Here is a 25757-nt window from a genome sequence, read left to right as displayed (position 1 = left end):
GCGGGCCCGCCATTCTCGCGCGGCCGCCGAAGGGCTCCACCTGCCGACGGGCACCGCCGGCCATGCCTCCAGTACCGTGACCGAAAAGAGAAATCGTTCGGCCAGGAATGCAATTTCCGGCGCGTTGCCCCCTGCCTAGCATCGGCGCATGAAACGGATTCGCTTCTCGCGCCAGGAGCTGCTCTTCTCCCTCAAGAGCTTCGCGGGCGCCATGCTCGCGCTGTACCTGGCCAACCGCGCCGGCCTGCCCCGGCCTTTCTGGGCCTTCATGACCGCGTACATCGTGGCCCACCCGCTGGCCGGCAACGTGCGCTCCAAGGCGCTCTATCGCTTCGTGGGCACCCTGCTCGGCTGCGCGGCCACGGTGGTGCTGATTCCGTCGCTGTCTGCCTCGCCCGAGCTCCTGTCGCTGGCGTTGGCGCTGTGGACCGGCCTGTGCCTCTACCTGTCGCTGCTGGACCGCAGCGCGCGCTCCTATGTGTTCATGCTCGCCGGCTACTCGGCCGCGCTCATCGGCTTTCCGTTGGTGGACGCGCCCGCGGCCATGTTCGACACCGCCGTGGCGCGGGTGCAGGAGATAGGGCTGGGCATCCTGTGCGCCAGCGTGGTCCACAGCATCGCGCTGCCGGCCAGCCTGGCGCCGCCGCTGCTCGGCCTGGTGGACCGCGCGCTGGGCGACGCGCGCCGGTGGATGGACGACCTGCTGGGAAACGTGGGCAACGCGGGCGATGGACACGGTCCGCGCGTGGCCGCGGACCGCCAGCGGCTGGCCCAAGACATCACGCAGCTGCGGCTGCTGTCCACGCATGTGCCCTTCGACACGGGCAACCTTCGCTGGACGGCGGGCGCCGTCCGCGCGATGCAGGACCGCATCTCGGCGCTCACGCCCACGCTGTCGGCGATGGAGGACCGGCTCGACGCGCTGAAGGCCGCCGAGGGCGAGTTGCCAGCAGACGTCGTCTCGGCACTCGAACGGCATGCCAGCTGGATTGCGCCACGCACGCCAGGCATTCCTCAAGCGACCACCGACGAAGCACGCGCCGCGTTCCGCGCCCTGGCGGACGGCCCCGCATCGTCGCCCTGGGTGCGCGCACTGCGCATCGACCTCGCCGTGCGCCTCGAAGCGTTGATGGTCGACTGGCACGCCTGCCTCAGGCTGCGTGGCGACATCGACGCCGGCCTCGCGGGCACCGCACCGCCGCTGCGGCGCGCCGCGTCGCTCGGCCACAAGGTGCTGCACCTGGACAGGGGTTTGGCCCTGCGCTCGGCCGTGACCGCCGTGCTGGCCACCTGCGCATGCTGCGCGGTGTGGATCGCCACGGCGTGGCCTTCGGGTTCGGCCGCGGCCATGTCGGCGGCGGTGTTCTGCAGCTTCTTCGCCACCATGGACGACCCGGTGCCGGCCATGCACAAGTTCGTCGTCGCCTTGCTGTGGTCTTTGCCGGTGTCGGTGTTCTGCGTGCTGGCGGTGATGCCGCTGGCACACGACTTCGGCATGCTCGCGCTGTGCATCGCGCCCTTCTTCCTGCTTGTCGGCTGCTACATCGCGCGGCCGGCCAGTTCGCTCGCGGCACTGGGCATGTTCTTCGGCGTGGCCGGAACGCTGGCGCTGCAGGACACCGCGAGCGCAGACCTGCCGAGCCTCGTCAACTCGAACCTCGCGCTGATCCTGGGCGCCGTCGCCGCGGCGCGCGTCACCGCCCTGGTGCGCAGCGTGGGAAGCGACTGGAGCGCGCGGCGCATACGGCGCGCGACCTCGCTCGATCTTGCCGACCTGGCCGCCCGCTCGCAGGACGCGTCCGCGCACGACGCCTACGCGGGCCGGATGCTGGACCGCATCGCACAACTCGCACCGCGCACCGCACCGGATGAAGGCGAACATGCGCGGGCGGCGCTGCGCGACCTGCGCGTGGGTGCCGACCTCGTGGCCTTGCAGCGGTGGCGCCGCTGCCTGCCGACCGAGGCCGTCGGCCGCCTCCTCGCGGACTCGGCCCGGGTCTTTCGCGCCCAGGCGGCGGGCGCGCCACAGCGCCATGCAGCACTGCTGCCGCAAATCGACCGCCTGCTGCTCGCCGCATTGCACGGCGGCATCGCGCACGACATGCACGCCGCGCACGCCGCGCACGACATGCCCACCCTGCAGCCTTCCGGCGCCGCCATCGCCGCCCTCGTGGGCCTTCGACGCAACCTCTTTCCGGCCGCCCACGGCGCGCTCCAACCATGATCGAAACGAGCTTCTACGGCGTGTACCTGCCCGGGTTGTTGCTGCTGGCAGGCGGTGCGCTCGCATGTTCCTGGGCGGTGCGCCGCCTGCTGGCCCTGGTCGGCGTCTACCGGTGGGTGTGGCACCCGGCGCTGTTCGACCTGGCGGTGTACGTGCTGCTGCTGCATGCGCTGGCCCGTTTCACCGGCGCCATGACGACCTGATTCATCGGTCGGTTCGTCGATTGATTCGCCACCCGATTCCCGAGATTCGCATCCCCTCCCTTCTCCATGAAACCTGACGCCATTCCCTTCCCCGCCTGGGCCCCGCGCGGCGCCCGCCTGCTCGTGACCCTGCTGGTCGTCGCCGCCGCCTGCGGGTCCGCCTGGCAGCTGTGGGACCACTACGAGCTGGCCCCCTGGACGCGCAACGGACGCGTGCGGGCCGACGTGGTGCAGGTCGCGCCCGACGTGTCCGGCCTGGTGACCGATGTGGCGGTGCAAGACAACCAGTCCGTCGCCGCCGGGGCGCTGCTGTTTTCGCTCGACAAGGCCCGCTTCGCACTGGCCGAGCAGCAGGCCGAGGCCGCCGTTGCGGCGCAAGCCATCGCGGTGAACAACCAGCGCATCACCATCGCGCAGGCGCAGCGTGAGAGCAATCGCAATTCGGGCCTGGGCGACCTGGTGTCGCAAGAGCTGCGCGAGCAGTCCCGCCTGCGGCTGGACCAGGCGAACGGCGCGCTGCGCTCGGCCGAAGCGGCGCTGCGCCAGGCACAGATCGCGCTGGACACCGCGCGGCTGAACCTGCGCCGCACCGAGGTGCGCGCCCCCACGGCCGGCCTGGTGACCAACCTCGACCTTCGACAGGGCGCCTACGCCAGCGCCGGCCACCCGGTGCTGGCGCTGGTGGACGCGGGCTCGATGTACGTCGAAGGCTATTTCGAGGAGAACAAGCTGCCGCGCATCCACCTGGGCGACCGGGTGCGCGTGACGCCCATGGACGCCGACGTGCTCGAAGGTACCGTGCAGAGCATTGCGGCCGGCATCGCGGACCGCGACCGCAGCACCGGCGCCAACCTGCTTCCCAGCGTCAACCCGACCTTCAACTGGGTGCGGCTCGCGCAGCGCGTGCCCGTGCGGGTGAAGCTGGGCGCGATACCGGCGGGCACCCGGCTGGTGACGGGCCAGACCGTGACGGTGCAGGTGCTTGGTGGTTCTGGGGCCTCGGCGACTTCAGCGCCCTCCGAGGCTCCAGCGGCTTCGGGCACGGCCGCAGCCGCGCGCCGGTCGGGGGTTCCAGGGTGAGCCGCCTCCATCGGCTGCTGGCCACCGCCATCACGGCTGCGACGTGCGCGGCGGCCGCGTTGCTGGCCGGCTGCGCCCACCCGCCCGTCGGGCCCGACTATGTGGCGCCGGCCGCGCTGTCGCCCACGCAGGCGGCCTCCGCGGGCCCGTTCCTGTCCGGCAGCGGCACCGCGACCGACGCGGCGCTGCCGCCGAACTGGTGGCGCATCTACCAAGACCCGTTGCTGGACGCACTGGTGGCCCAGGCGTTCGCGCACAACACCGACCTGCGCCAGGCCGTCGCCAACTTCGAGCGCGAACAGGCGCTCGAGGCGGAGGTGCACGGGCCCGAACGTCCGACAGTGGCGCTCAGCGGCGGCCCCGGCTTCGGCCATGTCTCCGGGCTCACGCTGGTGCAGAAAGACTACGAGCCGCCCGGCCGCTTCACCTATGGCGCGAGCGCCGGCCTGTCTTACCAGCTCGACCTGTTCGGCCAGTTGCGCCGCGCCATCGAGGCGGCCGAAGCCGGCAGCGGCGCGGCGCAGGCGGCGCTCGACCTGGTTCGCGTGAACGTGGCCGGCGGCACGGCCAGGGCTTACGCCGAAGTCTGCGCGAGCGGCCTGCGCCTGCGCAGCGCGCACGAGTCGGTGCGGCTGCAGGAAGAGGCCGTGCAACTCGCGCAACGGCTGCAGCAGGCAGGCAAGGTCGGGCCCATCGATACCGCGCGCGCACGCGGCCAGCTGGAACTGCTGCGCGCCTCGGTCCCGCCGTTGCTCGCGCAGCGCCAGAACGCGCTGTACCGGCTGGCCACCCTCACCGGCGCGGCGCCGCGCGACTTTCCTGCCCCAGTGGCGGGGTGCGACCGGCCGCCGCGCGCCGCCGGCCTGCTCCCCGTAGGCGACGGCGCGGCCCTGCTGCGTCGCCGGCCCGACGTGCGCCAGGCCGAACGCAACCTGGCCGCCGCCACCGCCCGCATCGGCGTGGCCACGGCCGAGCTCTATCCCAAGGTCATGCTGGGCGTTTCGGCCAGCTCCGCGGGCTTCTTGAACAGGTTCGGCAACCGCGAAACCTTCAGCTACAGCCTGGGCCCGCTGATCAGCTGGACGGTGCCCGACAACGGCGTGGCCCGCGCGCGCATCGCGCAGGCCGAAGCCGCCACGCGGCAGGCCGCGGCGCGCTTCGACGGCACCGTGCTGACGGCCCTGCGCGAGGCCGAAAGCGCCTTGGCGTCGTACGCCCGCGAACTCGACCGCCACGCCGCCCTGGCCGCCGCCCGCGCGCAGAGCGCCACCGTGGCACAGCAGGCGCGCACGCTCTACGTCAACGGCAAGACCGCGCAGCTCGACGCGCTCGACGCCATGCGCACGCTGGCCGCCAGCGAGGCCGCCCTGGCCGCGTCGGAAGCCCAACTCGCGGACGACCAGTTCGCCGTGTTCATGGCGCTCGGCGGCGGCTGGGAGGCCCAGGCGAACGATGTCGTCGGCCAGGCCGCGCGCTAGGCCATGGAAGACTTGCAGCAGCTGAAGGTCTTCAGGGAAGTCATCGCGCGCAAGAGCTTCACGCGCGCGGCCATGGCGCTGGGCATTTCCAAGGCCAGCGTCACCAAGACCGTGGCCCAGCTGGAGAAAGACGTCGGCGTGCGGCTGCTGAACCGCTCGACGCGCTCGGTCACGCCGACCGACGCCGGGCAAACGCTCGCGCAGCGCCTGGTGCCGCTTTTCAGCCTGCTCCAGGAGGTGAGCACGGAGCTGTCGGACTTCGCGGCGCATCCGCGCGGGCGGCTGCGGGTCGCGGCGCCGCACGGGCTGTCGCTGAGCCTGCTCGGCTGGCACATCGAGGACTTCATCACCGGCCACCCCGATGTGCACGTGAGCATCCACCTGAGCAACCGCGACGACGACCTGGTGGTGGGCGCCATCGATGTCGCGTTGCGCATCGGGCCCATCGAGGCAAGGGACGTCGTGGTGCGCAAGCTCCAGCCGGTGCCGCTGGTTCTCTGCGCATCCCCGGCGTACTGGGCGCGCCGGGGCATGCCGTCGACCCCGGAAGACATGGCCGGCCATGACGTGCTGAGCTATTCGCTGTGGGACGCCTCGCCGCGCCTGCCCTTCCTGGTCGACGGCAAGACGCACCACGTGCCCGTGCGCAGCCGCCTGGACGCGGACGACGCCGCCCCCCTGATCGCGTTGGCGGTGAAAGGGCTCGGCGTGACGTGTGTTCCCGAGGTGCTGGCGCGCGCGCACCTGGGCTCGGGTGCGCTGGTGCCCGTGCTGAAAGAGGCCATGCCGCAGACGATCTGGCTGTACGCGACCTATGCGCACCGCAGCCACAAGAGCGCGGCGCTTCGGGCGTTCCTGGACTTTCTGACGGTCAGCGCTGGCGGCTTCCCCGTGCGCTGATGCCGCGCCTGGGCGCGGCGCGTGCCTGCCGCAACGCGCCCGCCGCAATCGCTGCATCCCACGGCCCGGGCGACGGAAACACCTCTTCGAGGAACGCGACGAACGCCTTCACGTTCGGGCTCGCACGCCGGCTCTCGGGCCACACGGCGGTGATCGGCGAGCCGTCGACCGAGAACGCCTCGAGCACCGGCACCAGCAAGCCGCGCTCGACGTAGGGGGCCGCGATCCACGACGCCGCCATGCCGATGCCGCCGCCGGCGGCCAGCACCTCCACCACGGCGTCGCTGACATCGACCACGATGGCCGCATCGGGCGTGAACTCCACGGTGCGGTTGGCGACCTTGAAGGTCCACCGCAGCGTTTGCCCCGAGGTCTGGTAGCGGAAGTTCACGCAGTCATGGTCCCTGAGGTCTTCCGGCTTGCGCGGCGTGCCCCGCGCCTTCAGGTACGACGGCGACGCGAATGCGCCGACCCGGTTCGATGCGAAGCCGCGCGAGATCAGGCTGGAATCGGCGAGGTGCCCGATGCGGATGGCCACGTCGATGCCCTCTTCGACCAGGTTGACGAAACGGTCGTTCAGCCGCAGATCGATGGCGAGCCGGGGGTAGCGCCGACGTAACTCCGGCAGCGCCGGCGCAAGCAGCCGGGTGCCTATGGGCAGCGGCGCCGCGATCTTCAACATGCCCGAGGGCTCGGAGCGCACCGCCGCGGCCGACTGCACGACATCGTCGGCGGCGCGCAGCAGCAGCAGCGCCCGCTCGTGAATGTCGCGCCCCTCCGGCGTCAGCACGAGCGAGCGGGTCGTTCGCGTGAACAGCCGCAGGCCCAGCTGCTGCTCGAGACGCTGGATGGTCTTGCTCACGGCCGAGGGCGACACGCCCAGCGACTGCGCCGCCGCGGTGAAGCTGCCATAGGACGCCGCGCGCGCGAACGCGACGATGCCGGTGAGGCGCTCCAGGGTGATTTGTTCCGTCATGGCATGAAAGAAGTGAAGCTGCGCGGGATTATCAATCGCAAGGTAAACAACCAGACTCCTGTTCAACGACACCACCGGGGTGCCGAACCACAGGAGAAACCCATGACCCGACCCAAGACCATGAAGACCATGAAGGCCGTTCGGCTGCACGCATACGGCGGCCCCGAGGTGCTGCGCCATGAAGACGCGCCCGTTCCCGAACCGAAGCCGGGCGAGGTGCTCGTTCGCGTTCGCGCGGCCGGCATCAATCCCCCCGACTGGTATCTGCGCGAAGGCTACAAGGCGCTCCCGGCCGACTGGCGGCCGGCGGTGCCCTTGCCCGTCATTCCGGGGTCGGACGTGTCGGGCGTGGTCGAGGCCGTGGCGGCCGGCGTGCACGGCTTCGCGGTCGGCGACGAGGTCTTCGACATGGTGCGGTTTCCCAGCTACGGCGAGAGCGCCGCGTATGCCGAGTACGTTGCCGCGCCCGCGTCGGACCTGGCGCTGAAGCCCGCCGGCATCGATCACGCGCATGCCGCGGCAGCGCCCATGGCGGCGCTCACCGCCTGGCAGTTCCTGATCGAACTGGGGCACGACCATGCCAACCCGCTGCAGCCGCATCGCCATCGACCCGTGCCACTCGACGGCAAGAAGGTGCTCGTCAACGGCGCGGCGGGTGGCGTGGGGCACCTGGCCTTGCAACTGGCGAAATGGAAGGGCGCGCACGTGGTCGCGGTGGCCTCCGGTGGGCAGGCGGCGTTCCTGCGCGAACTCGGGGCAGACGCGTTCATCGACTACACGCAGGGCGCGCCAGAAGACGCCGAGGCCGCGCGCGACCTCGACCTGGTGCTCGACACCCTCGGCGGCGCCACCGCAAGCCGCTTCCTGCGCACGCTCAAGCGCGGCGGCGCGTTGTTCCCGGTGTTTCCGCTCGGGTTCTCGGGCGCGGACGAAGCTGCGGAGCGGGGCGTCGTGGTCTCGGCGACGCAGGTGCGCTCGAACGGACAGCAGCTCGCATCGCTGGGGCGCTTGCTCGAAGCGGGCACGCTGCGCGTCGCCATCGACAGCAGCTTCGCGCTCGCGGATGCGCAGCAGGCCCACGCGCGCGCGGCGCGCGGGCACATCCGGGGAAAGATCGTGCTCACGGTCGGGTGATGCGCTACGCAGCCGGGCGTCGACCGTTTCGCGGCCGTTCCTCGACCGTTCCTCGACCGTCCGCTTAAGCCTCCCCTAAGATCCGCGGCACACACTGCCCTCCGGCAGCCCGCTTTTCTTCTCCTCCTCCCTCCCTCGGGGGCTGCTCTTGACCCGCTGCGGCGGGTTTTTCTTTGCGCATGCGGGGTGCTCGCTCGAAGCCATGAACAACTTGCAGGCATTGCAGTCACTCGGGATCTCGCTGCCGAGCCCGGCCTACATCTTCGGCGTGGTGCTGTTCGGCCTCATTGGCATCGCGCTGTACCGCTACGCGAAGCGCACGGGCCGCCGCCGAAGCAAGTGGCTGGCGGTCGCGCTGATGCTCTACCCCTACGCGGTCTCGCAGACCTGGTTGCTCTACGTGGTGGGCGTGGCGCTGTGCGCCGGTGTGTGGCTGGACCGCGGCTGAGCCAGCCGGTTCAGCCTTCGGCAGTTCAGCCTTTGGCAGTTCAGCTCTTCGCCAGCTTGCGCCGCGCCTTCACCGCCGAGGCCAGCCCCTCGAGCACCGGCACCGTCTGCGCGAAGCTGATGCACGCATCGGTGATCGACACGCCGTGCTTCAGCGGCACGCCGGGCTTCAGGTCTTGCCGCCCTTCCTCGAGGTGGCTCTCGATCATCAGGCCCGTGATGCGCCGCTCGCCGCCCGCGATCTGCGCCGCCACGTCTTCGGCGACCACGATCTGGCGCTGGTGCTGCTTGCTGCTGTTGCCGTGCGACACATCGATCATCACCTGCGGCCGCAGGCCGTTCGCCAGCAGCGCGTCGCAGCTGGCGGCCACGTCCGCGGCGGAATAGTTGGGCGCCTTGCCGCCGCGCAGGATCACGTGGCAGTCGTCGTTGCCGCGCGTCTCGAAGATCGCGGCCATGCCCATCTTGGTCATGCCCATGAAGGCATGCGGCGCGCGAGCGGCGAGGATGGCGTCGGCCGCCACCTTCACGCTGCCGTCGGTGCCGTTCTTGAAGCCGACCGGGCAGCTCAGGCCCGAAGCCAGCTGCCTGTGGCTCTGGCTCTCGGTGGTGCGCGCGCCAATGGCGCCCCAGGCGATCAGGTCGGCAATGAACTGCGGGCTCAGCAGGTCGAGAAACTCGGTGCCGGTGGGCAGGCCCAGCGTGGTGAGTTCGAGCAGCAGGCGCCGCGCGCGCTCCAGGCCTTCGTTGATGGCGAAGCTGCCGTCCAGGTGCGGGTCGTTGATGTAGCCCTTCCAGCCGACGGTGGTGCGGGGCTTTTCGAAATAGGCGCGCATCACGATCAGCAGGTCGTCCTGCAGCGAATCGGCCACCGTCTTCAGGCGCTGCGCGTACTCGATGGCCTGGTCGTGGTCGTGGATGGAGCACGGCCCGACCACCACCACCAGCCGGTCGTCGCGGCCGTGCAGCACGTCGGCAATGGCCGCGCGGCTGGTTTCGACCAGCGCCAGCGTGTTGTCGCGCACCGGCACGCGCTCCTGCAGCAGCGCGGGCGTCATGAGCGGGCGCACCGCGCCGATGCGCACGTCGTCGATGCGGGTGGTGTCCAGGGTGCTGTCGCGGGAGCCGACTTCAGCGTCGTGCAGGGGGTCGTCGAGGCGGGGCATGGTCGTGGTGGTCTTGGTTTCGGATGAAGCTTGCCCGTCTATTGTCCTCTCGGCGGCGCCCGCGGCCGAGAGGCACCCCCTGCGAGAACGGCTGCGTCAGCCCTTCACGAGGCCGCCGTCGACCACGAGGTTCTGGCCCGTCACCGCTCGCGCCCATGGCGAGGCGAAGAACAGCACGGCGTCGGCGAATTCCTCCGGCGTGGTCACGCGGCGCAGCGGCGTGGACGCGGCAATCAGGTCGAACACCGCCTCGGGCGTGCCGGCGCTCGCGTCGGTGGTGCGCAGCAGGCCGCCCGACAGCATGTTCACCGTGATGCCGTCCGGCCCCAGGTCGGCCGACGCGGTGCGCGTGAGCGAGAGCAGCGCGGCCTTGGCGGCCGTGTAGTCGTGGTACGGCACCACGGGGTTCTGAAAGAGGTTGGTGCCGATGTTGACGATGCGGCCGAAGCCCTGCGCGCGCATGGCGGGCAGGGCGGCCTGCAGCGTGTGGAGCGCACCGCGCACGCTGCCGTCGAACTGCGCGGCGAAGTCGGCCCAGTCGATGTCGCCGACCTTCGCACGCGCGTCGCCGTTGAAAGAGAAATCGGCCAGCGCGTTGTTGACCACGGTGGTCACGCCGCCGCCGAAATGCGCCTGCGCCTTGGCGAACAGGTCGGCGACCTGCGCCGGGTCGGTCACGTCGGCCTGCAGCGCCACGGCACGCGCGGGGCCCAGCGAATGCGCCAGCTCTTCGGCGGCGGCGCGGCTCGCACGGTAGTGCACGACCAGGCGGGCGCCTTCACGCGCGAAGGCGCGTGCAATGGCGTGACCCAGGCCGCGGCCGGCGCCGGTGACGAGAACGGTTTGCTCGGATATCTGCATGGAGGTGGCTGTGTTGCGGGGGAGATGGAGGAGATGGGGAAGAAGGGCAAGCGTAGAGGCACGGCCTCGTGGCCCGCAGGATTGTGCCGCTGCCGTCGCGCCTCTGCGTTTCGCCGCCCGCATGCCGTGCGCGGAACGGCCTCGTGTCACCCGGCCTGCTCGACCCACTGCGCACGCCACGCGGGCGCATCGAAGGGGTCGGCGAAGTACTGCGTCTCGCGCGCCACCTTCGCACCACTGAACTCCATGATGCTCACGGTGAAGGCGCTCTTGCCCGCGTAGTCGATCGCGTACTCGGTGACCCACAGCGCGCCCTCCCCCACGATGCGCCGCACCACGAAGCCCGAGGGCTTGCCGGGGTGGTGGCTGCGAAGGGCTTGCAGGTTGTGCCGGCCGTGGATCACCTCGCCCGACTGCGGGTAGGTGCACACGGCATCGTCGTGGTAGATCTCGTGCTCGGCCACCTGGTCGCCCGCGGCGGAGGCCGCCCAGTGCCTGTCGAGGGCCGTTCGAATGTCATGCGCCTGCATCGTCGACCTCCATGCGGGCGCGCCTGCTGGCGGCATCCGCGGCAAGTGAAAACCTGCATGATGCGCGCCATGAGCACCACATCTCACCCCGCCTTCGCCGCCTTCGATAACCCCGACGTCGTCGACAAGTACGCCGAGGGCCCGCGACGCAACGTACCGGGCTACACCAGCCTGCTGACCATGACGCGCATCCTGCTCGCGGAGCGCGTGCCGCAGGAGGGCCGCATGCTGGTGGTCGGCGCCGGCGGCGGCCTGGAACTGGAAGAGTTCGCCCGCGCCCACCCCGGCTGGCATTTCGACGGCGTCGACCCGAGCGCCCCCATGCTCGAGCTTGCCGCGCGCAGGCTGGCGCCGCTGTCTTCGCGCGTGACGCTGCACGAGGGCTACGTGCAGGACGCGCCCACCGGCCCTTTCGACGCGGCCACCTGCGTGCTGACCTTCCACTTCGTGCCGCGTGAAGATCGCGTGCCCATGGCCGCCGAAATCCGCCGCCGGCTGAAGCCCGGCGCGCCCTTCGTCGCGGCGCACATGAGCGTGGAAGACGACGAGCGCGACCTGTGGATGTCGCGCTATGCGGCCTTCATCACCGCGTCGGGCACCAGGCCGGAGCAGGCGGCGGCCGCACGCGAGAAGGTGCAGCGCGAACTGCCGGTGCTGTCGCCCGCGCAGGACGAGGCCATCCTGCGCGAGGCCGGATTCAGCGACATCCGCCTGTTCTACGTGGGCTTCACCTTCAGGGGCTGGGTCGCCACGGCCTGACCTGGGGGTGGTGCGCGCTCGATGCGCGCTCAATGCGCGCGTGGTGCCGCACCGCATGGTGCGGTGCTCAGGCACGGGCTTTCACCCGTGGAAATCCGGTCCCACCGGATTCCGTAGAAATAACGGATTCACACAAATTACGAGTGTGTTGCGGGCCGCGCGGGGGCAGAATAATTTGCATACAAACGCAATACACCCGCGCCATGACACTCGACCAACTCTTTGCCAATGCCGAGTCGCTCCCCACGGTTCCGAGGGTCGTGGCCGACCTGATGGACATGCTGCGCGACGAAGAGGTGTCCTTCGCGGCCGTGGCGCACCGCATCGAACTCGACCAGGTGCTCGCGGCCAAGGTGCTGCAGATGGTCAACTCGCCCTTCTTCGGGCTGCGCCGGAAGATCTCGTCCATTCAGGGCGCCATCCTGATGCTGGGGCTGTCCACCGTGCGCTCGCTGGTCGTGAGCTCGGGCCTGTCGGGCGCCTTCAGGAAGGTCGAGGGCGTCGACCTGCCGGACTTCTGGGCCCACAGCCTGCGCGTGGCATCGGTCGCGCGCTACCTGGCATCGAAAACGCGGCGCGCCGACGCCAACCTGGCCTTCACCGCCGGCAGCATGCACGCCATCGGCCACCTGCTGATGGCCCAGGCAATGCCGGGCCGCATGGCCGCGCTGAATGCCGCCCACCCGTTCGACGCGCTGGGCCGCGCCCAGCTGGAACGCGCGGAGTTCGGCTACCACTACGGCGACGTGAGCGCATCGCTCGCGCAGCGCTGGGACTTCGCCCCCGAGCTGGTCGGCGCGCTGTCGAGCTTCGTGAACCCGATGAATTCCGCGCACGCCGACAAGCTCGGCGGCGTCCTGCACCTGGCCGTGTGGCGCGTGGCAATGGAGCGCCAGGGCGTCGACCTGAGCCACGTCGCGGGCCTCTGGCCGAGCGAGTCGGCAATGGCCGTCGGCATCACCGAAGCCATCGTGCATGAGATGCCCGCGCCGCGCGTGCTCGCGGCGGAGCTGGAGTCGATGATCGCCTGAGTGCGCGTTCGGTTGCCGGAGGGAGGCTACGGCCGGGCTACGATCCGCGCTCACCAGCCAACCCCCGACACTCCGACATGCGCAAGGAAGACTCTCGAGATCCGTGGATCGACCCCTCCCAAGCGCCGACCGCAGCGGCATGGGAAAGATCTTTGAGGCCGGCGAAATCATCGAGCGGTCGCATGTGGGTCTTGATGGGCGCAGTGGCCGTCGCCATCGTGGCCTACCTAACATTCGACAGCTGGCGAGGTTCAACGACTTCATCGACGCCAGCCAAACGACAGGTCGCACCTTCCGCCCTACCGGACCCGAAGGCCTCCTACGGCCCGCAGAACGAACGCCAGGCACTCCCCGAGCCGTCGTCGCCACGCACGCAGCGCTTCGCGAAGTGCACTTCGCCTGCCGGAGCAACGACGTACTCCGACCGGCCTTGCCCCAGCGGCACACGGGCCGGCGAAGTGTCGGTAAAACCCGATCTCAACCTGGCCGATGGCATGTCCGACGATGCCAGGCAGGCGTCGATGCAGAACAACAGCGCCATCGCGCAGTCCGTTGTCGAGCATGAGCGCCGCGTGGCCATGAACGTGGACGCCTCCGCATCGGAATGTGCCTCCCTGAACGCGTTGATCGCCTCGATCGACGCCGCGGCGCGCCAGCCCCAACCCGCGTTCGAGCAAGACCGCCTCAAGGACCAGCGCAGACGCGCGCGCGACCGGCAGTTCGCGCTGCGTTGCGGCTGACCGATTGCCCCACGGTTCGTGCCGCGCGATGCAAAGCCGCGGGAACGACCGAGCTCGGCCCACCAAGTTCTAGGAGTTGCCTTCCTGCCGCAATGCCGTCACTTCGCGCAAGCGCTGGTGCGCCCCACTGTCCCACGCAATCGCCTGCTGGTTCTTCGCCTGCAGGTAATGGTGCGTGAAAACCGCCAGGTAGGCCTCCAGCGTCTGGTCGGCGACGTGTTCACCCGCCAGCTTCATGCACAGCGCGGCCACTTCGCTGGTGCAGAAATGATCGTCGCGGCCGGAGCGGCGCAACTTGTATTGCGTGATCTGCTCGGGCTGCAGGCTCAGCACGGGCAGGCCATCGAGGTACGGGCTGCGGCTGAACATCTTGCGCGCCTCGCCCCAGGTGCCGTCCAGCAGGATGAACAGCGGGCGCTTGCCGCCAGCGGCCGCATCTTCGGCGGAAGGCACGCTGACGACCACGCGCTCCGGCGCGGCGTACTGCCCCGGGAACACCACGTAGGGTTGCCATTGCGGATCGGCCAGCAAGGCCAGCAGCGCAGGGTCGGTCTCGGTGCGCGCCCAGCCGAAGGCGAAGGTGTCGGGCACCACGTCGGCAATCAGCCAGCCGGTGTTGGTCGGCTTGAGCGGCTCGATGTCGGCCATGAGCAGGCACACGCCCGCGCGCGTGGCCACCGGCGGGCGCAAGGCGCACATGCAGTGGCTGGGCAACAGCCGGCAGCCGGCGCAGCGCTCGCGCTTGAAACCGCCACGGGCAAGAAAGGGTTTGACGCTTCGCGCCAGGCGCGCGGCGCGAAGAAGGGAAACGGCGTGGGGCATGCGCCGATTCTCGGCGGTGAACGGCGCGTGGCCCATCACCTAGCAGAAGCCGCCGCGCGGCACGCGCCTCTCAGGCCTGCGATTGCAGGCGCACGACTTCCTGCTTGAGAAACTCGAGGAAGGGCTGTCGAAGCGCCTCCTTCGTGTACGAAGGCAATGCGATGGGCGGGTTCGCGCCGGTCGCCAGGCTGTCGCCCTTCTCGGAAATCTGCAGGTCGCCGGCATCCACCTGCGCCAACGCGATGCGCAACGGCGACTCCATCAGGTCCTTGCCGTACAGCGCCTTCGATGTCAGCGCGAAGCCGTAGGGGCCGCCGAACAGCGGGAAATCCACCAGCGCGAACCGCAGCGTTTCGTCGGCAGGGATCTGGAACTTGCCAGCCACCTTGCCCAGCTTCTTCGACAGCTTCGGGTTCAGCGGATCAAGCAGCGTCTCGGCCGCGTCGTGGTCGGCCACCAGCCCGGCCAGCGTCCATTCGCGCGACTGCGCCTGACGCTGGCTGCCGTGCTGCGCGTGGTAGTCCAGCACGGGGCCGATCACCTGCGCCAGCAACACCTCGCACCGCGTCGGCAGCACGGATTCGGGGCACTGCGCCAAGGCGGCCCAGTCTTTCCAGGCCTTGTAGTTCGCCAGCAGCGACGAAAGGAAGAGCGCGACGTCTTCCGTCCGCGTGGGCAGGGCCTGGCCGCGCGCTGGCGGCGGCGCGACGGACAGCACCGTGAAGTCGTCCTGCGCGTAGATCGCCTGGTCGGTCAGCAGCCATCCTTGCGAGGTGCGCTTGCCGCTGAACCGGTTCATCGCGTGATAGCCGAGAAACAAAAGCGGGATCTCGTCGCCCATCGAGGGCTTGGGCAGGTACATCTGCTCGACCGCCTGCGCGAAGACTTGTGCGGCGTCTTCGTGCTCGGGGTGGTCGACCTGGTCGGGCAAGAAGACAAAGGCCGACAGGTCCGCGTTGGACGGCCTCTGCAGCTGCTGCTGCACTTGCGCGCGCAGCGCGGCACCGTGTAGCGCCCGCTCTGGCGGCAGCGTGGCGAGGTGGTCGGGGAAAGACGAAAAGACAAGTGACATGTTTGAACTCCCTCCTGAAAACCGACTGTAGCCTGCCGAGATGGCCCGGGCCCAGCGAGAAAGCCATGCCCGAAAACTCTGCGCGAAGACCACGCCTTTTGTTTGCAGGAGTGCGTCTTCTGCATGAACAGCAACAGCCTTCACGCACCGTCGCTATGCGGCGAGACGCCGTTCCGCGTTCTCCGCAGACAGCACGAACACCGCCGCGAGCAGCGACAGCACCGACGACGCCAGCATCACGCCGAGCACGGCAAGGTGCGCGTTCGCGGCATCGACCACCAGCCCCGACAGGAAGGCGACGATGCCCGCGCCGATCACCGTCAGCGCCGAGGCCAACCCCGACGCCGTGCCCGCGAGGCCGGGCCGTATCGACAGCACCCGCGCATTGGCCGCAGGCATCGTCAGCCCGTTGCCCAGGCCCACGCACACGCACGGCCCGAAGAACGCGAGCGGGTGCGTTGCGCCGCAGGCCATCAGCACCAGGCCGACCGACAGGCCCACACAGGTCAGCACGCGGCCCGCGAGGATGAAGCCAGCGGGCGTGTGCCGCGCGCCGGCATGCCCGACCACATAGCTGCCGGCAATGAAGCCTGCCGGCACCAGGCCCATGCAGAGGCCGAGTTGCGTGCCCGACATGCCTCCCAGTTGCGCCGCCACCAGCGGTGCCCCGCCAAGGAACGCATACAGCGTGCCGATGCCGAACGCCATGCACAGCGCATACGCCCAGAAGCGCGGCGAGCGCATGAGCTCCCCGTAGCCCTTGACCTGCAACGCGACGGAACGGGTGCGGTGAAGGTTGGTCTCCCTGAAGCAGAAGGTCACCAGGCACAAGCCGACCACGCCCAGCACCGCGAACGCGATGAAGTTGGCGCGCCAGCCAAAGAACGAATCGAGCAGGCCGCCCGCGGTCGGCCCCAGCATCGGCGCGACGGCCCACGCCGACGAGACATAGCCGATGCGGCTCGCCGCCCCGCGCTCGCCGGACGTGTCGCGAATCGCAGCCAGCGACACCGCATAGCCCGCGATGACGGTGCCCTGGCACAGGCGGCACAGCAAGAAGGTGACGATGTCGTTCGCCAGGCTGCAGCCGATCGACGCCAGCGTGAAGACCGCCAGCGCAACCAGCGCGACGGGCTTGCGCCCGAACCGGTCCGACAGCGCGCCCGCGACCAGGTGCGTGAACGCGGTGGCAATGGCATAGCCCGCGACGGCCGTATTGGCCAGCGCGTAGTCGGTGTGAAGGTCCCTGGTGATGCCCGGCAGCGAGGGCACGAACATGTTGACGGGCAGCACCGCGATGGCGGACAGCGCGATGAGCACCGGAAGGCGCGGCGCCTCGCGTGAATGCATGGCATGCATGGCGATGGAACTCCTTGGCACGGCACGCCCGAAGCGTGTCGGGCGGACCTGGATGGATGGGTGGAAGGAACCGATCAGCAAGGGTCGCGTGGTGGCGCGGCCTTGATCCACTCGTGCCGGGTGCAACAGGAGTCAACGCGTCGCCGGTCCTTGTGAGGTCCGGCGGCATGCCGGGCATTTTGCCGCAGCCGGCTTTACCGACCAAGCTGCTTGAAAACGGACTGTTTCGGTAGGAGGCTGCGATAGACTGCCCGCATGCCCAGGCCGACCAAGAACGAAATAGACGCAGAGATCATCGACCGCGCAGCCGGCCTGTTCGCCAAGCACGGTTTCGAGAACACATCGCTGCAACAGATCGCGGACGCGGTGCGCTACTCCAAGGCCGGGCTGCTGCACCACTACCCCAGCAAGAACGCCATCTACGAGGCCGTCTTCAGCACCTGCCTCGACTCCATGCAGATGATGCTGGCCAGCGTGGAAGGCCTGCCGCCCGGCATGGCGCGCGACAAGGCCGTGGTGGAGTATTCCGTCGACTTCACCTACGACTGGCCGGGCGTGTCCGCCTTTGCCAACCGCGTCGCGGGCAACGAGGAAGACGTGGACCCGCGGCTCACCGAAATGGGCCTCGTCATCTACCGCGCGCTGGGAACCGACCTGGCCAGCACCACGCTGGAGCGCATCGTGCGCATCACCAGCGCGCTCTCCGGCCTGGGCATCACGGCCATGCTGGCGGCGCGCATGAACCTGAGGCGCGAATGGCGCGAGGACATCGTCACGGCGGCCATGAACGCGCTGGGCCACACGAGCAAGCGCAAGCCAAAGCCCCAACTCGCGCCCAAGCCGGCCGCTTCATGACCGGCCGGGCGAGCCCGTCAGCTTGAACGACATGACGCCGCGCTCCGCGCAGAAGGAAATACGCAGCTCCGGCATCAGCGGCGCGACGGCGACGCCCAGCGCGTAGAACCCCCAGCAGATTGCGCAGAGCCCCGCCAGCGCGGCAAGGGCCTTCCAGCGCCCCCTGGCGATCGAGATGGCGGCATGCAATACGTTCAATGAATGGTTCCTTGTGTCGGGCGCGCGCGTTGCGTCGGCAATGCCACGCCATCGGTGTCCCTGCGGCGAGGGAGCCGATTATCTACCGATTCGGTCGGTTTGCAACCACCACGGTCTGGAGGCTGGGCAGCGCTCGGCCCGCGCCTGCAGCCGTCAAGGCCCCCGCCAAGTCACCCGCTCAGGCGGCCGGCAGCGACTTTTTCACATGCGCCGCGAACGCCGAAGTGAGCGCCGTCGGCGCCTCGCGGTCGAACGCGAGCTTCACCCCCACGCTCGGCAACTCGGGCAGCCCGTGGTCCGCGCCCAGCACCTCCAGGTCGTCGGGCACGGCCGTTCGCGTCAGCACGATCACCGCCTGCCCCGAGCGCGCCATGCCCACCAGGCCCGAGAGGCTGCTGCTGGCGTAAGCGAGCCTGTAGGCGCGGCCCGCGGCCTCCAGCGCCTGGCGGGGCAGCACATGGTCCAGCGCATCGGGCGCGCCCAGCGCCAGCGGCAGCGGGTCGATGGCCGCGGCGGCGGCACCGCGCTGCGCCACCCACACCAGCGGCTCGCGGCGGATCACGTCGTCGCCCACGGTGGTGCCAGGCACCGACACCAGCGCCAGGTCGACCGCATGCCGCGCCAGCAGCTCGTGCAGGCGCGGCGTGGGCGCGCACATCACCTCCACGTGCACGCCGGGGTGCAGGCTGGCGAAGCCTTGCAGCAGGTACGGCAGGAACACGACCGCGTAGTCGTCGGGGCAGCTGAAGCGCAGCACGCCCGACAGTTGCTCGCCGCGCAGCTCGGCCAGCGCATCGTCGTGCTGGCGCAGCAGCTCGCCGGCATGCGCCAGCAGGCGCTCGCCGGTGGCGGTGAGCGTCACGCCGCGGCCGGTGCGGTACAGCAGCGGCTGCCCGACGATGCCTTCGAGCCGCTGCACCTGCATGCTGAGCGCCGACGGCGTGCGCCCCACGCGGGCCGCGGCCTGGCCCAGCACGCCGGTCTCGGCAATGGCGACGAAGCTGCGCAGCAGGTCGATGTCCAGCGACTGGCTCACGGCATGAATTCCCTTGATGGCTGAGTTCAAAACTATTCGCTTCCCGGCGCGGGCGCCGCTGCGTAATGTGCGTCATTTTGAAGCGACAGGCACACCCATGAGCAGCAACGACGACCCCCGGTTCTGGCAACACGCCCGACAGCATCTGGTGCGCTACGGCGGCACCTTCGAGCCGCTGATCATCGAGCGCGCGCAAGGCTGCTTCGTGTACGACGCCGACGGCCGCGGCATTCTCGACTTCACCTCGGGCCAGATGAGCGCCCTGCTGGGCCACTCGCACCCCGACATCGTCGAGGTGGTCTCCACGCAGGTGCGCACGCTCGACCACCTGTTCAGCGGCATGCTCTCGCGCCCGGTCGTCGAGCTGGCCACGCAAATCGCGCGCCACGCGCCCGGCGACCTGGAGCGCTGCCTGCTGCTGAGCACCGGCGCGGAGTCGAACGAGGCGGCCATCCGCATGGCCAAGCTGGTCACGGGCAGGCACGAGGTGGTGGCCTTCACGCAGTCGTGGCACGGCATGACCGGCAGCGCCGCCGCCGCCACCTACAGCGCGGGCCGCAAGGGCTACGGCCCCACCGCGGCCGGCTCGCTGGCTATTCCGGCGCCCAACGCCTACCGCCCGCGCTTCACCACGCCCGACGGCGAGCTCGACTGGCGGCGCGAGCTGGACGACGGCTTCGAGCAGGTCGACCGCCAATCGACGGGCGCGCTGGCCGCGTTCATTGCCGAGCCCATTCTCAGCAGCGGCGGCATCCTGGAGCTGCCCGCGGGCTACATGGCCGCGCTGAAGCACAAGTGCGCCGAGCGCGGCATGCTGCTCATCGTCGACGAGGCGCAGACCGGCGTGGGCCGCACCGGCCTGATGTTCGCGTGCGAGCGCGACGGCGTGGCGCCCGACATCCTCACGCTGTCGAAGACGCTGGGCGCCGGCCTGCCGCTGGCCGCGATGGTCACCACCGCCGCCATCGAGGAAGAGGCGCATGCGCGCGGCTTTCTTTTCTACACCACGCACGTCTCCGACCCGCTGCCCGCGGCCGTCGGGCTGAAGGTGCTCGAGGTGGTGGAGCGCGACGGGCTGGTCGAGCGCGCGCGCACCGCCGGGGAGCGGCTGGTGCAGGGCCTGCACCGCCTGCAGTCGCGCCATGCCTGCATCGGCGATGTGCGCGGGCGCGGCCTGCTGCTGGGGCTGGAGCTGGTGTCCGACCGCCAGACCCGCGCGCCGGCCTCCGAGCTGGGCGAGGCCATCACGCGGCATTGCATGCGGCTCGGGCTGAGCATGAACATCGTGAAGCTGCCCTCGATGGGCGGCGTCTTTCGCATCGCGCCGCCGCTGACCATCAGCGACGCAGAGATCGACCTGGGCCTGGAGCTGCTCGACAAGGCGATAGAGACGGCCGTGAAGGAAGCGCCGCGCCAGGCCGCGCGCGGCTAGCACCGGCTAGGGTTGTCACTCTCTGGTGCGCCCGGAGGTTATCGACTATGTTTTGAAGGCCTCGCGCTTGCGCGTTGTCGCTTTCGGTCCGACCCAGACTTTCATAACATCGTTGGAGACCTTTTCATGCACTTCCGTTTCAAGCTGCTGGCCGTGGCCAGCGCGCTGTCCCTTTCGGCCGCCGCCTTCGCCGCCGACCCGATCAAGATCGGCGTGGACGGGCCGTACACCGGCGGTTCGTCCTCGATGGGCGTGAGCATGCGCGACGGCGTGCGCCTGGCGGCCGAAGAGATCAACAAGGCCGGCGGCGTGCTGGGCCGGCAGATCCAGCTGGTGGAGCGCGACGACGAGGCCAAGAACGAGCGCGGCGTGCAGATTGCGCAGGAGTTCGTCAACAAGGAGAAGGTGGTGGCCGCCGTCGGCTACATCAACACCGGCGTGGCGCTGGCCTCGCAGCGCTTCTTCCAGGAGGCGAAGATTCCGGTGCTCAACAACGTGGCCACCGGCTCGGTCATCACGCACCAGTTCGACAAGGACCCCGAGAACTACGTGTTCCGCAACGCCGCGCACGACAGCATCCAGGCCCCGATGATCGTGGAAGAAGCCATCGTGCGCCGCGGCTACAAGAAGGTCGCCATCCTGGCCGACTCCACCAACTACGGCCAGCTGGGCCGCGAAGACCTGGAGCGCGCGCTGAAGAACAAGGGCATCACGCCCGTGGCGGTCGAGAAGTTCAACATCAAGGACGTCGACATGACGGCCCAGCTGCTGAAGTCGAAAGAGGCCGGCGCCGAGGCCGTGCTCACCTACGGCATCGGCCCCGAGCTGGCGCAGATTGCCAACGGCATGACCAAGCTGGGCTGGAAGGTGCCGATCATCGGCAGCTGGACACTGGCCATGGCCAACTTCATCGACAACGCCGGCCCGGGCGGCGACGGCGCGCGCATGCCGCAAACCTTCATCCAGGAGCCGACCACGCCCAAGCGCAAGGCCTTCATCGACGCCTTCGTCGCCAAGTTCAAGCCCAAGAACAACCGCATGGATTCGCCCGTGTCGGCGGCGCAGGGCTACGACTCCATCTACCTGCTGGCCGCCGCGATCAAGCAGGCCGGCAGCACCGACGGCCCGAAGATCAAGGCCGCGCTCGAAGACCTGCAGGCGCCCGTCGAAGGCGTGGTGACCACCTACAACAAGCCCTTCACCAAGGCGGACCACGACGCCATCACCGCCAACATTCCGGTGTTCGGCGAGGTCAAGGGCGGGCGCGTGGTGTTTGCCAGCGCCGACGACCAGAAGAGCGCCGGCACCGTGCGCCTGAAGGACGCGGCCGCCAACGACGCGCTGCTGAAGAAGTAGGAACCAGGAACTGCCCCCGGGCGCCGCCGCGGGAACAGGTCGTGCGGCCTGTTCCCCGGCGGCGAATTTTCAGGTCCCGCTTTCCTGCGAGCCGCCATGCAAATCCTTACCCAACTTGTCTTCAGCGGCATTGCGCTGGGCATGATCTACGCCGTCATCGCGTTCGGCTACCAGCTCACCTTCGCCACGTCGGACACGCTGAACTTCGGCCAGGGCAACGCCCTGATGCTGGGCGCCATGGTCGGCCTCACGCTGGTGAACCTGGGGCTGAACTACTGGCTGATGATTCCGCTGGTGTGCCTGTTCGGCGCCTTCCAGGGCGCGGTGGTGGAGCGCATCGCGGTGCGCCCGGCCATCAAGATCAAGTCGGAGTTCGGCTGGATCATGTCGACCATTGCGCTGGGCATCATCTTCACCAACGTGGCGGAGAACGTGTGGGGGCGCGACGACCTGAAGTTTCCTTCTCCGCTGCCCGAGTCGCCGCTTCACTTCCTGGGCGCCAACGTGCTGCCGATGGAAATCCTGGTGGTCATCGGCGCGCTGCTGATGATGCTGGCGGTGGAGCTATTCAACCGCCGCTCCATCTACGGCAAGGCCGTGGTCGCGACCTTCAACGACCGCGACGCGGCCAAGCTCATGGGCATCAACACCGGGCTGGTCATCACCTTCTCGTATGCGCTGTCGTCGATGACGGCGGCCTTCGCCGGCGTGCTGATCGCGCCGCTCACGCTCACCGGCGCGTCCATGGGCGCGGTGCTGGGGCTGAAGGCCTTCGCGGTCGCCATCATCGGCGGGCTCACCAGCGGCATGGGCATCGTGGTGGGCGGCATCATCCTGGGCATTGCAGAGACCACCACCGGCTTCTATCTGAGCACAGGCTACAAGGACGTGCCCGGGCTGGTGCTGCTGCTGATCGTGCTGGCCGTGCGGCCCTCGGGCCTGTTCGGCAAGGCCGCCATCAAGAAGGTATGAGCATGGCAACGAGCGCGGCGCAATGAACCCCGAAAAAATGAAGACCAGCCACCTCCTCCTGGCCGTCGCGGGCGTGGCCGCGCTGCTGCTGTTCCCCATCGGCATCGACAACCCGTACTACATCCACCTGCTCGAGACCATCATGATCTACGCGATCCTGCTGTTCGGGCTGGACATCGTGGTGGGCTACACCGGGCAGGTGTCGCTGGGCCATGCGGGCCTGTTCGGCCTGGGCGCGTACGCGGCCGGCGTGCTGGTGTTCAAGCTGGCGGCGCCGTTCTGGATCACCGTGCCCTTCGCCATCGTGTTCACCGCCGGCTTCGGCGCGCTGCTGGCCCTGCCGGCGCTGCGCGTGTCGGGGCCGTACCTGGCGATGGTGACGCTGGCCTTCGGCACCATCATCCAGATCCTCATCAACGAGATGAGCTTCCTGACCGACGGCTCCATCGGCATCAAGCTGGAGAAGCCTTCGCTGTTCGGCCACAAGCTGGACGACCGCGAGTACTACTGGGTGGTGGCGGTGCTGATGGTGCTGGCGCTGGTGGTGGTGCACCGCATCCTGCGCTCGCACCTGGGCCGGGCCTTCGAGGCGCTGCGCGGCAGCCCGGTGGCCTCCGACTGCATGGGCGTTTCGGTGTACCGCTACAAGGTGTACGCCTTCGTCATCAGCGCGGGCTTCGCCGGGCTCGCGGGCAGCCTGTATGCGTACTCCGAGCAATACATTTCGCCCAACTCGTACAACTTCGAGCTCACGGTGCTGTTCCTGCTGGCGGTGATCATGGGCGGTCGCAAGAGCCGCATCGGCGTGATGCTGGGCGCCACCATCATCGTGCTGCTGCCCAAGCTGCTGGACGACGTGGTGCTGTTCCGCTACGTGTCGGTGGCGCTGGCCGTGCTGGTGCTGGCGGCCGCGGTGGTGGCGGTGAAGCGGCAGCGCGCCACGCCCGCGCAGATGGCCATTCCGGTGGTGGGCAGCATCGCGCTGGCGGGCCTGGCCTTCTGGCTCGACGCCATGACCGACTGGCGGCTGTCGATCTTCGGCGTGATCATGCTGTTCGTCATCTACTACCTTCAGGACGGCATCGTCGGCTTCGTGCGCAAGGCGCTGAACATGCGGCGGCCCGTCGCGGCGGTGACCACGACGAACCTGGCGGCCGCACCCACCGACGCCGTGTCCGTCGCGGCCCACGCGGGTGGCAGCGACGAGGTGCTCGAAGCCACCGGCGTGCTCATGCAGTTCGGCGGGCTGAAGGCGCTGAACAACGTCGACCTGCGCATCAGGCGCGGCACCATCCACGGCCTGATCGGTCCCAACGGCTCCGGCAAGAGCACGATGATGAACGTGCTCACCGGCATCTACGTGCCCACGGCCGGCGCCATCTCGTTCGGCGGACGTTCGCTGGTGGGGCGCACCTCGGCCGACATTGCGCTGTCGGGCATTGCGCGCACCTTCCAGAACGTGCAGCTCTTCGGCGAGATGACCGCGCTGCAGAACGTGCAGGTCGGCCTGCACCACAGCTTTGCCAGCAACCTGCTCGACGTGGCGGTGCACACGCCGCGCTACCGGCGCGAAAGCATCGCGGCCGTGCAGCGCGCGCTCGGCCTGCTGAAATTCGTCGGCTTGGAGAGCTTCGCCACCGAGGAGGCGCGCAACCTGCCCTACGGCAAGCAGCGCCTGCTGGAGATTGCGCGCGCGCTGGCGCTCGACCCGCAGCTGCTGCTGCTCGACGAGCCGGCCGCCGGGCTCACCGCGCCCGACATCAAGGAGCTGATCGCCATCATCCGCAAGATCCGCGAGCACGGCGTGACCGTGATCCTCATCGAGCACCACATGGACGTGGTGATGAGCATGTGCGACACCGTCTCGGTGCTCGACTTCGGCCAGAAGATCGCCGAGGGCGAGCCGGCCCGCGTGCAGGCCGACGAGAAGGTGATCGAGGCCTACCTGGGAGGCACGGCATGACCCGGGCCCAAACCGCACGCGCAGGTGAACAGGCAGGGAGCGCCTCATGCTGACCATCCAGAATCTTTTCGCGGGCTACGGCAAGGTGCAGGTGCTGCACGGCATTTCCATCGAGGTGCCTCGGGGCAAGGTGGTGACGCTCATCGGCTCCAATGGCGCGGGCAAGACAACGACCATGCGCGCCGTGTCCGGAATGATCGCGCCCACCGCCGGCGAAATCACGCTGAACGGCAAGCGCATCGACGGCCTGGAGTCGTACCACATCGCCAAGCAGGGCCTGGCGCATTCGCCCGAGGGCCGGCGCGTGTTCGCGACCATGAGCGTGACCGACAACCTGACGCTGGGCGCCTTCCCGCGCCTGACCGGCAGCCGGCCGCGCGGCGACGTGGCGGGCGACCTGGAGCGCGCGCTCGAACTCTTTCCGCGCCTGAAGGAGCGGCGCACCCAGCTGGCCGGCACGCTCTCGGGCGGCGAGCAGCAGATGCTGGCCATGGCGCGCGCCGTGATGCTGAACCCCGAGGTGGTTCTGCTCGACGAACCGTCGATGGGGCTGGCGCCGATCCTCGTGGCCGAGGTGTTCCGCATCATCGAACGGCTGAAAAGCGAAGGCGTGACGATGCTGCTGGTGGAGCAGTTCGCCGCCGCCGCGCTGGGCGTTGCCGACTACGGCTACGTGCTGGAAAACGGCCGCATCTCGCTGCACGGGCCGGCGGACAAGCTGCGCAACGACCCGGCCGTGAAGGCGGCGTACCTGGGCGGGGGCGGCGGGCACTGAGCAGCCGCCCGCGCGGCCCTTACGACTTTCGCGTCGGGTCGTGCCCCCAGTTCATCAGCGAGTAGCGCCACGGCGTTTCGCTGACATCGCCTTCGGGGCGCTGCGCCAGGTGCCGGTGCACATAGCCGACCACCTTGCGCATGTGCGCGATGTCGCCGGGCGTCAGGTCGTCGCGCCGCTTGCCCAGCAGGCGAACGATGCGCCTGCCGGAGCGGTGGCCGACCGACTCGCCGCCCGCCTTTCCCTTGAAGCCGACCTCGCGAGACTCCGGTTTCGCCAGCCAGTGTTCGAGTTGCGCGGGGGTCATGTTCACGGCGGCTTCGAAGTCGTGAAGCACTTCTTTCACGCGCGTCGCATCGGGGTGGGGACCGGTGGTCTTCGTTGCCAT

At 69.4% G+C, this 25757-nt stretch carries 26 protein-coding genes; 16 read left to right on the top strand and 10 right to left on the bottom strand.

From position 1 onward, the window contains the following. Window positions 1–148 precede the first annotated feature (148 nt). The 5 genes from QTI51_RS15095 to QTI51_RS15075 all read left to right on the top strand — a co-directional run bounded on the left by QTI51_RS15095 (window position 149) and on the right by QTI51_RS15075 (window position 5885). Window positions 149–2224 carry an FUSC family protein gene (locus QTI51_RS15095; protein WP_286514827.1) on the top strand — a complete coding sequence of 692 codons (2076 nt, stop codon included), beginning with the start codon at window positions 149–151 and terminating at the stop codon, window positions 2222–2224. Further along, window positions 2221–2427, top strand: coding sequence for a DUF1656 domain-containing protein (locus QTI51_RS15090; RefSeq protein ID WP_286514825.1), 207 nt, complete (start codon window positions 2221–2223; stop codon window positions 2425–2427). The genes QTI51_RS15095 and QTI51_RS15090 overlap by 4 nt, the downstream gene beginning before the upstream one ends. 66 nt (window positions 2428–2493) lie before the next feature. Beyond that, window positions 2494–3507, top strand: a complete 1014-nt coding sequence (locus tag QTI51_RS15085) for an HlyD family secretion protein (RefSeq protein WP_286514824.1) — start codon at window positions 2494–2496, stop codon at window positions 3505–3507. Further along, window positions 3504–4985, top strand: a complete 1482-nt coding sequence (locus QTI51_RS15080) for an efflux transporter outer membrane subunit (protein ID WP_503011516.1) — start codon at window positions 3504–3506, stop codon at window positions 4983–4985. Before QTI51_RS15085 ends, QTI51_RS15080 begins: the two co-directional genes overlap by 4 nt. Window positions 4986–4988: 3 nt before the next feature. Continuing rightward, a complete protein-coding gene (locus QTI51_RS15075; protein ID WP_286514823.1) occupies window positions 4989–5885 on the top strand; it encodes a LysR family transcriptional regulator in 897 nt (298 codons plus the stop codon). On the opposite strand, the gene QTI51_RS15070 is transcribed toward QTI51_RS15075, so the two are convergent. After that, window positions 5857–6861 carry a LysR family transcriptional regulator gene (locus tag QTI51_RS15070; RefSeq protein ID WP_286514821.1) on the bottom strand — a complete coding sequence of 335 codons (1005 nt, stop codon included), beginning with the start codon at window positions 6859–6861 and terminating at the stop codon, window positions 5857–5859. The two genes, QTI51_RS15075 and QTI51_RS15070, sit on opposite strands and share 29 nt — an antisense overlap. 102 nt (window positions 6862–6963) lie before the next feature. Here QTI51_RS15070 and QTI51_RS15065 point away from each other — a divergent pair, with 102 nt between their 5' ends. Both QTI51_RS15065 and QTI51_RS15060 read left to right on the top strand, forming a co-directional pair. Further along, complete coding sequence (locus QTI51_RS15065; protein WP_286514820.1) at window positions 6964–7995, top strand: NADP-dependent oxidoreductase; 1032 nt, start codon at window positions 6964–6966, stop codon at window positions 7993–7995. A 202-nt stretch (window positions 7996–8197) separates the two neighbouring features. Continuing rightward, entirely contained in the window at window positions 8198–8443 is a 246-nt protein-coding gene (locus QTI51_RS15060) for a hypothetical protein (RefSeq protein WP_286514818.1), read from the top strand. A gap of 40 nt (window positions 8444–8483) precedes the next feature. Here the strand turns inward: QTI51_RS15060 and QTI51_RS15055 are convergent, their stop codons facing one another. From QTI51_RS15055 to QTI51_RS15045, 3 genes are all read right to left on the bottom strand, one after another. Continuing rightward, complete coding sequence (locus QTI51_RS15055; protein WP_286514817.1) at window positions 8484–9608, bottom strand: 3-deoxy-7-phosphoheptulonate synthase; 1125 nt, start codon at window positions 9606–9608, stop codon at window positions 8484–8486. Window positions 9609–9704: 96 nt separating this feature from the next. Beyond that, on the bottom strand, window positions 9705–10469 hold the full coding sequence (locus tag QTI51_RS15050; protein WP_286514816.1) for a 3-oxoacyl-ACP reductase: 765 nt from the start codon (window positions 10467–10469) through the stop codon (window positions 9705–9707). Window positions 10470–10615: 146 nt separating this feature from the next. Then, window positions 10616–10999, bottom strand: a complete 384-nt coding sequence (locus QTI51_RS15045) for a nuclear transport factor 2 family protein (protein ID WP_286514815.1) — start codon at window positions 10997–10999, stop codon at window positions 10616–10618. Window positions 11000–11068: 69 nt separating this feature from the next. Here QTI51_RS15045 and QTI51_RS15040 point away from each other — a divergent pair, with 69 nt between their 5' ends. From QTI51_RS15040 to QTI51_RS15030, 3 genes are all read left to right on the top strand, one after another. Continuing rightward, window positions 11069–11758, top strand: coding sequence for a class I SAM-dependent methyltransferase (locus tag QTI51_RS15040; protein WP_286514814.1), 690 nt, complete (start codon window positions 11069–11071; stop codon window positions 11756–11758). 203 nt (window positions 11759–11961) lie between these two features. Continuing rightward, window positions 11962–12789, top strand: coding sequence for an HDOD domain-containing protein (locus tag QTI51_RS15035; protein WP_286514813.1), 828 nt, complete (start codon window positions 11962–11964; stop codon window positions 12787–12789). Window positions 12790–12866: 77 nt separating this feature from the next. Next, window positions 12867–13529 (top strand): hypothetical protein, encoded by a 663-nt coding sequence (locus QTI51_RS15030; protein WP_286514812.1) that lies wholly within the window; start codon window positions 12867–12869, stop codon window positions 13527–13529. A gap of 69 nt (window positions 13530–13598) precedes the next feature. Here the strand turns inward: QTI51_RS15030 and QTI51_RS15025 are convergent, their stop codons facing one another. The 3 genes from QTI51_RS15025 to QTI51_RS15015 form a co-directional block, all read right to left on the bottom strand. Beyond that, on the bottom strand, window positions 13599–14351 hold the full coding sequence (locus QTI51_RS15025) for a tRNA-uridine aminocarboxypropyltransferase (protein WP_286514809.1): 753 nt from the start codon (window positions 14349–14351) through the stop codon (window positions 13599–13601). Window positions 14352–14421: 70 nt separating this feature from the next. Then, window positions 14422–15423, bottom strand: coding sequence for a BTB/POZ domain-containing protein (locus QTI51_RS15020; protein ID WP_286514807.1), 1002 nt, complete (start codon window positions 15421–15423; stop codon window positions 14422–14424). Window positions 15424–15576: 153 nt separating this feature from the next. After that, window positions 15577–16782, bottom strand: coding sequence for a multidrug effflux MFS transporter (locus QTI51_RS15015; RefSeq protein ID WP_286514805.1), 1206 nt, complete (start codon window positions 16780–16782; stop codon window positions 15577–15579). Window positions 16783–17037: 255 nt separating this feature from the next. On the opposite strand from QTI51_RS15015, the gene QTI51_RS15010 reads away from it, so the two are divergent. After that, window positions 17038–17637, top strand: coding sequence for a TetR/AcrR family transcriptional regulator (locus QTI51_RS15010; RefSeq protein ID WP_286514801.1), 600 nt, complete (start codon window positions 17038–17040; stop codon window positions 17635–17637). On the opposite strand, the gene QTI51_RS15005 is transcribed toward QTI51_RS15010, so the two are convergent. Then, entirely contained in the window at window positions 17632–17835 is a 204-nt protein-coding gene (locus tag QTI51_RS15005) for a hypothetical protein (protein ID WP_132748822.1), read from the bottom strand. The two genes, QTI51_RS15010 and QTI51_RS15005, sit on opposite strands and share 6 nt — an antisense overlap. 178 nt (window positions 17836–18013) lie before the next feature. Then, on the bottom strand, window positions 18014–18871 hold the full coding sequence (locus tag QTI51_RS15000; protein ID WP_286514798.1) for a LysR family transcriptional regulator: 858 nt from the start codon (window positions 18869–18871) through the stop codon (window positions 18014–18016). Between the two features lie 97 nt (window positions 18872–18968). Between QTI51_RS15000 and QTI51_RS14995 the strand changes: the two genes are divergently transcribed. The 5 genes from QTI51_RS14995 (at window position 18969) to QTI51_RS14975 (ending at window position 25369) form a co-directional block, all read left to right on the top strand. Further along, window positions 18969–20303: an aspartate aminotransferase family protein gene (locus tag QTI51_RS14995; protein ID WP_286514795.1), complete on the top strand. Its 1335-nt coding sequence runs from the start codon at window positions 18969–18971 to the stop codon at window positions 20301–20303. A gap of 126 nt (window positions 20304–20429) precedes the next feature. After that, the gene (locus QTI51_RS14990; RefSeq protein ID WP_116909712.1) at window positions 20430–21659 is read left to right on the top strand and encodes an ABC transporter substrate-binding protein; all 1230 of its coding nucleotides are present in this window, start codon (window positions 20430–20432) and stop codon (window positions 21657–21659) included. 96 nt (window positions 21660–21755) lie between these two features. Next, on the top strand, window positions 21756–22631 hold the full coding sequence (locus QTI51_RS14985) for a branched-chain amino acid ABC transporter permease (RefSeq protein ID WP_116909713.1): 876 nt from the start codon (window positions 21756–21758) through the stop codon (window positions 22629–22631). 22 nt (window positions 22632–22653) lie between these two features. After that, complete coding sequence (locus QTI51_RS14980; protein WP_503011514.1) at window positions 22654–24594, top strand: branched-chain amino acid ABC transporter ATP-binding protein/permease; 1941 nt, start codon at window positions 22654–22656, stop codon at window positions 24592–24594. A 46-nt stretch (window positions 24595–24640) separates the two neighbouring features. Next, window positions 24641–25369: an ABC transporter ATP-binding protein gene (locus QTI51_RS14975; RefSeq protein ID WP_286514792.1), complete on the top strand. Its 729-nt coding sequence runs from the start codon at window positions 24641–24643 to the stop codon at window positions 25367–25369. Window positions 25370–25388: 19 nt separating this feature from the next. Here the strand turns inward: QTI51_RS14975 and QTI51_RS14970 are convergent, their stop codons facing one another. After that, a complete protein-coding gene (locus QTI51_RS14970; RefSeq protein ID WP_286514790.1) occupies window positions 25389–25757 on the bottom strand; it encodes a DUF3140 domain-containing protein in 369 nt (122 codons plus the stop codon).

It is taken from the genome of Variovorax sp. J22G73 (genome assembly GCF_030317035.1).
GTDB lineage: Bacteria > Pseudomonadota > Gammaproteobacteria > Burkholderiales > Burkholderiaceae_C > Variovorax.
The sequence above is the reverse complement of the archived record's forward strand: the minus strand, read 5'-3'. Positions and strand labels throughout refer to the sequence as shown.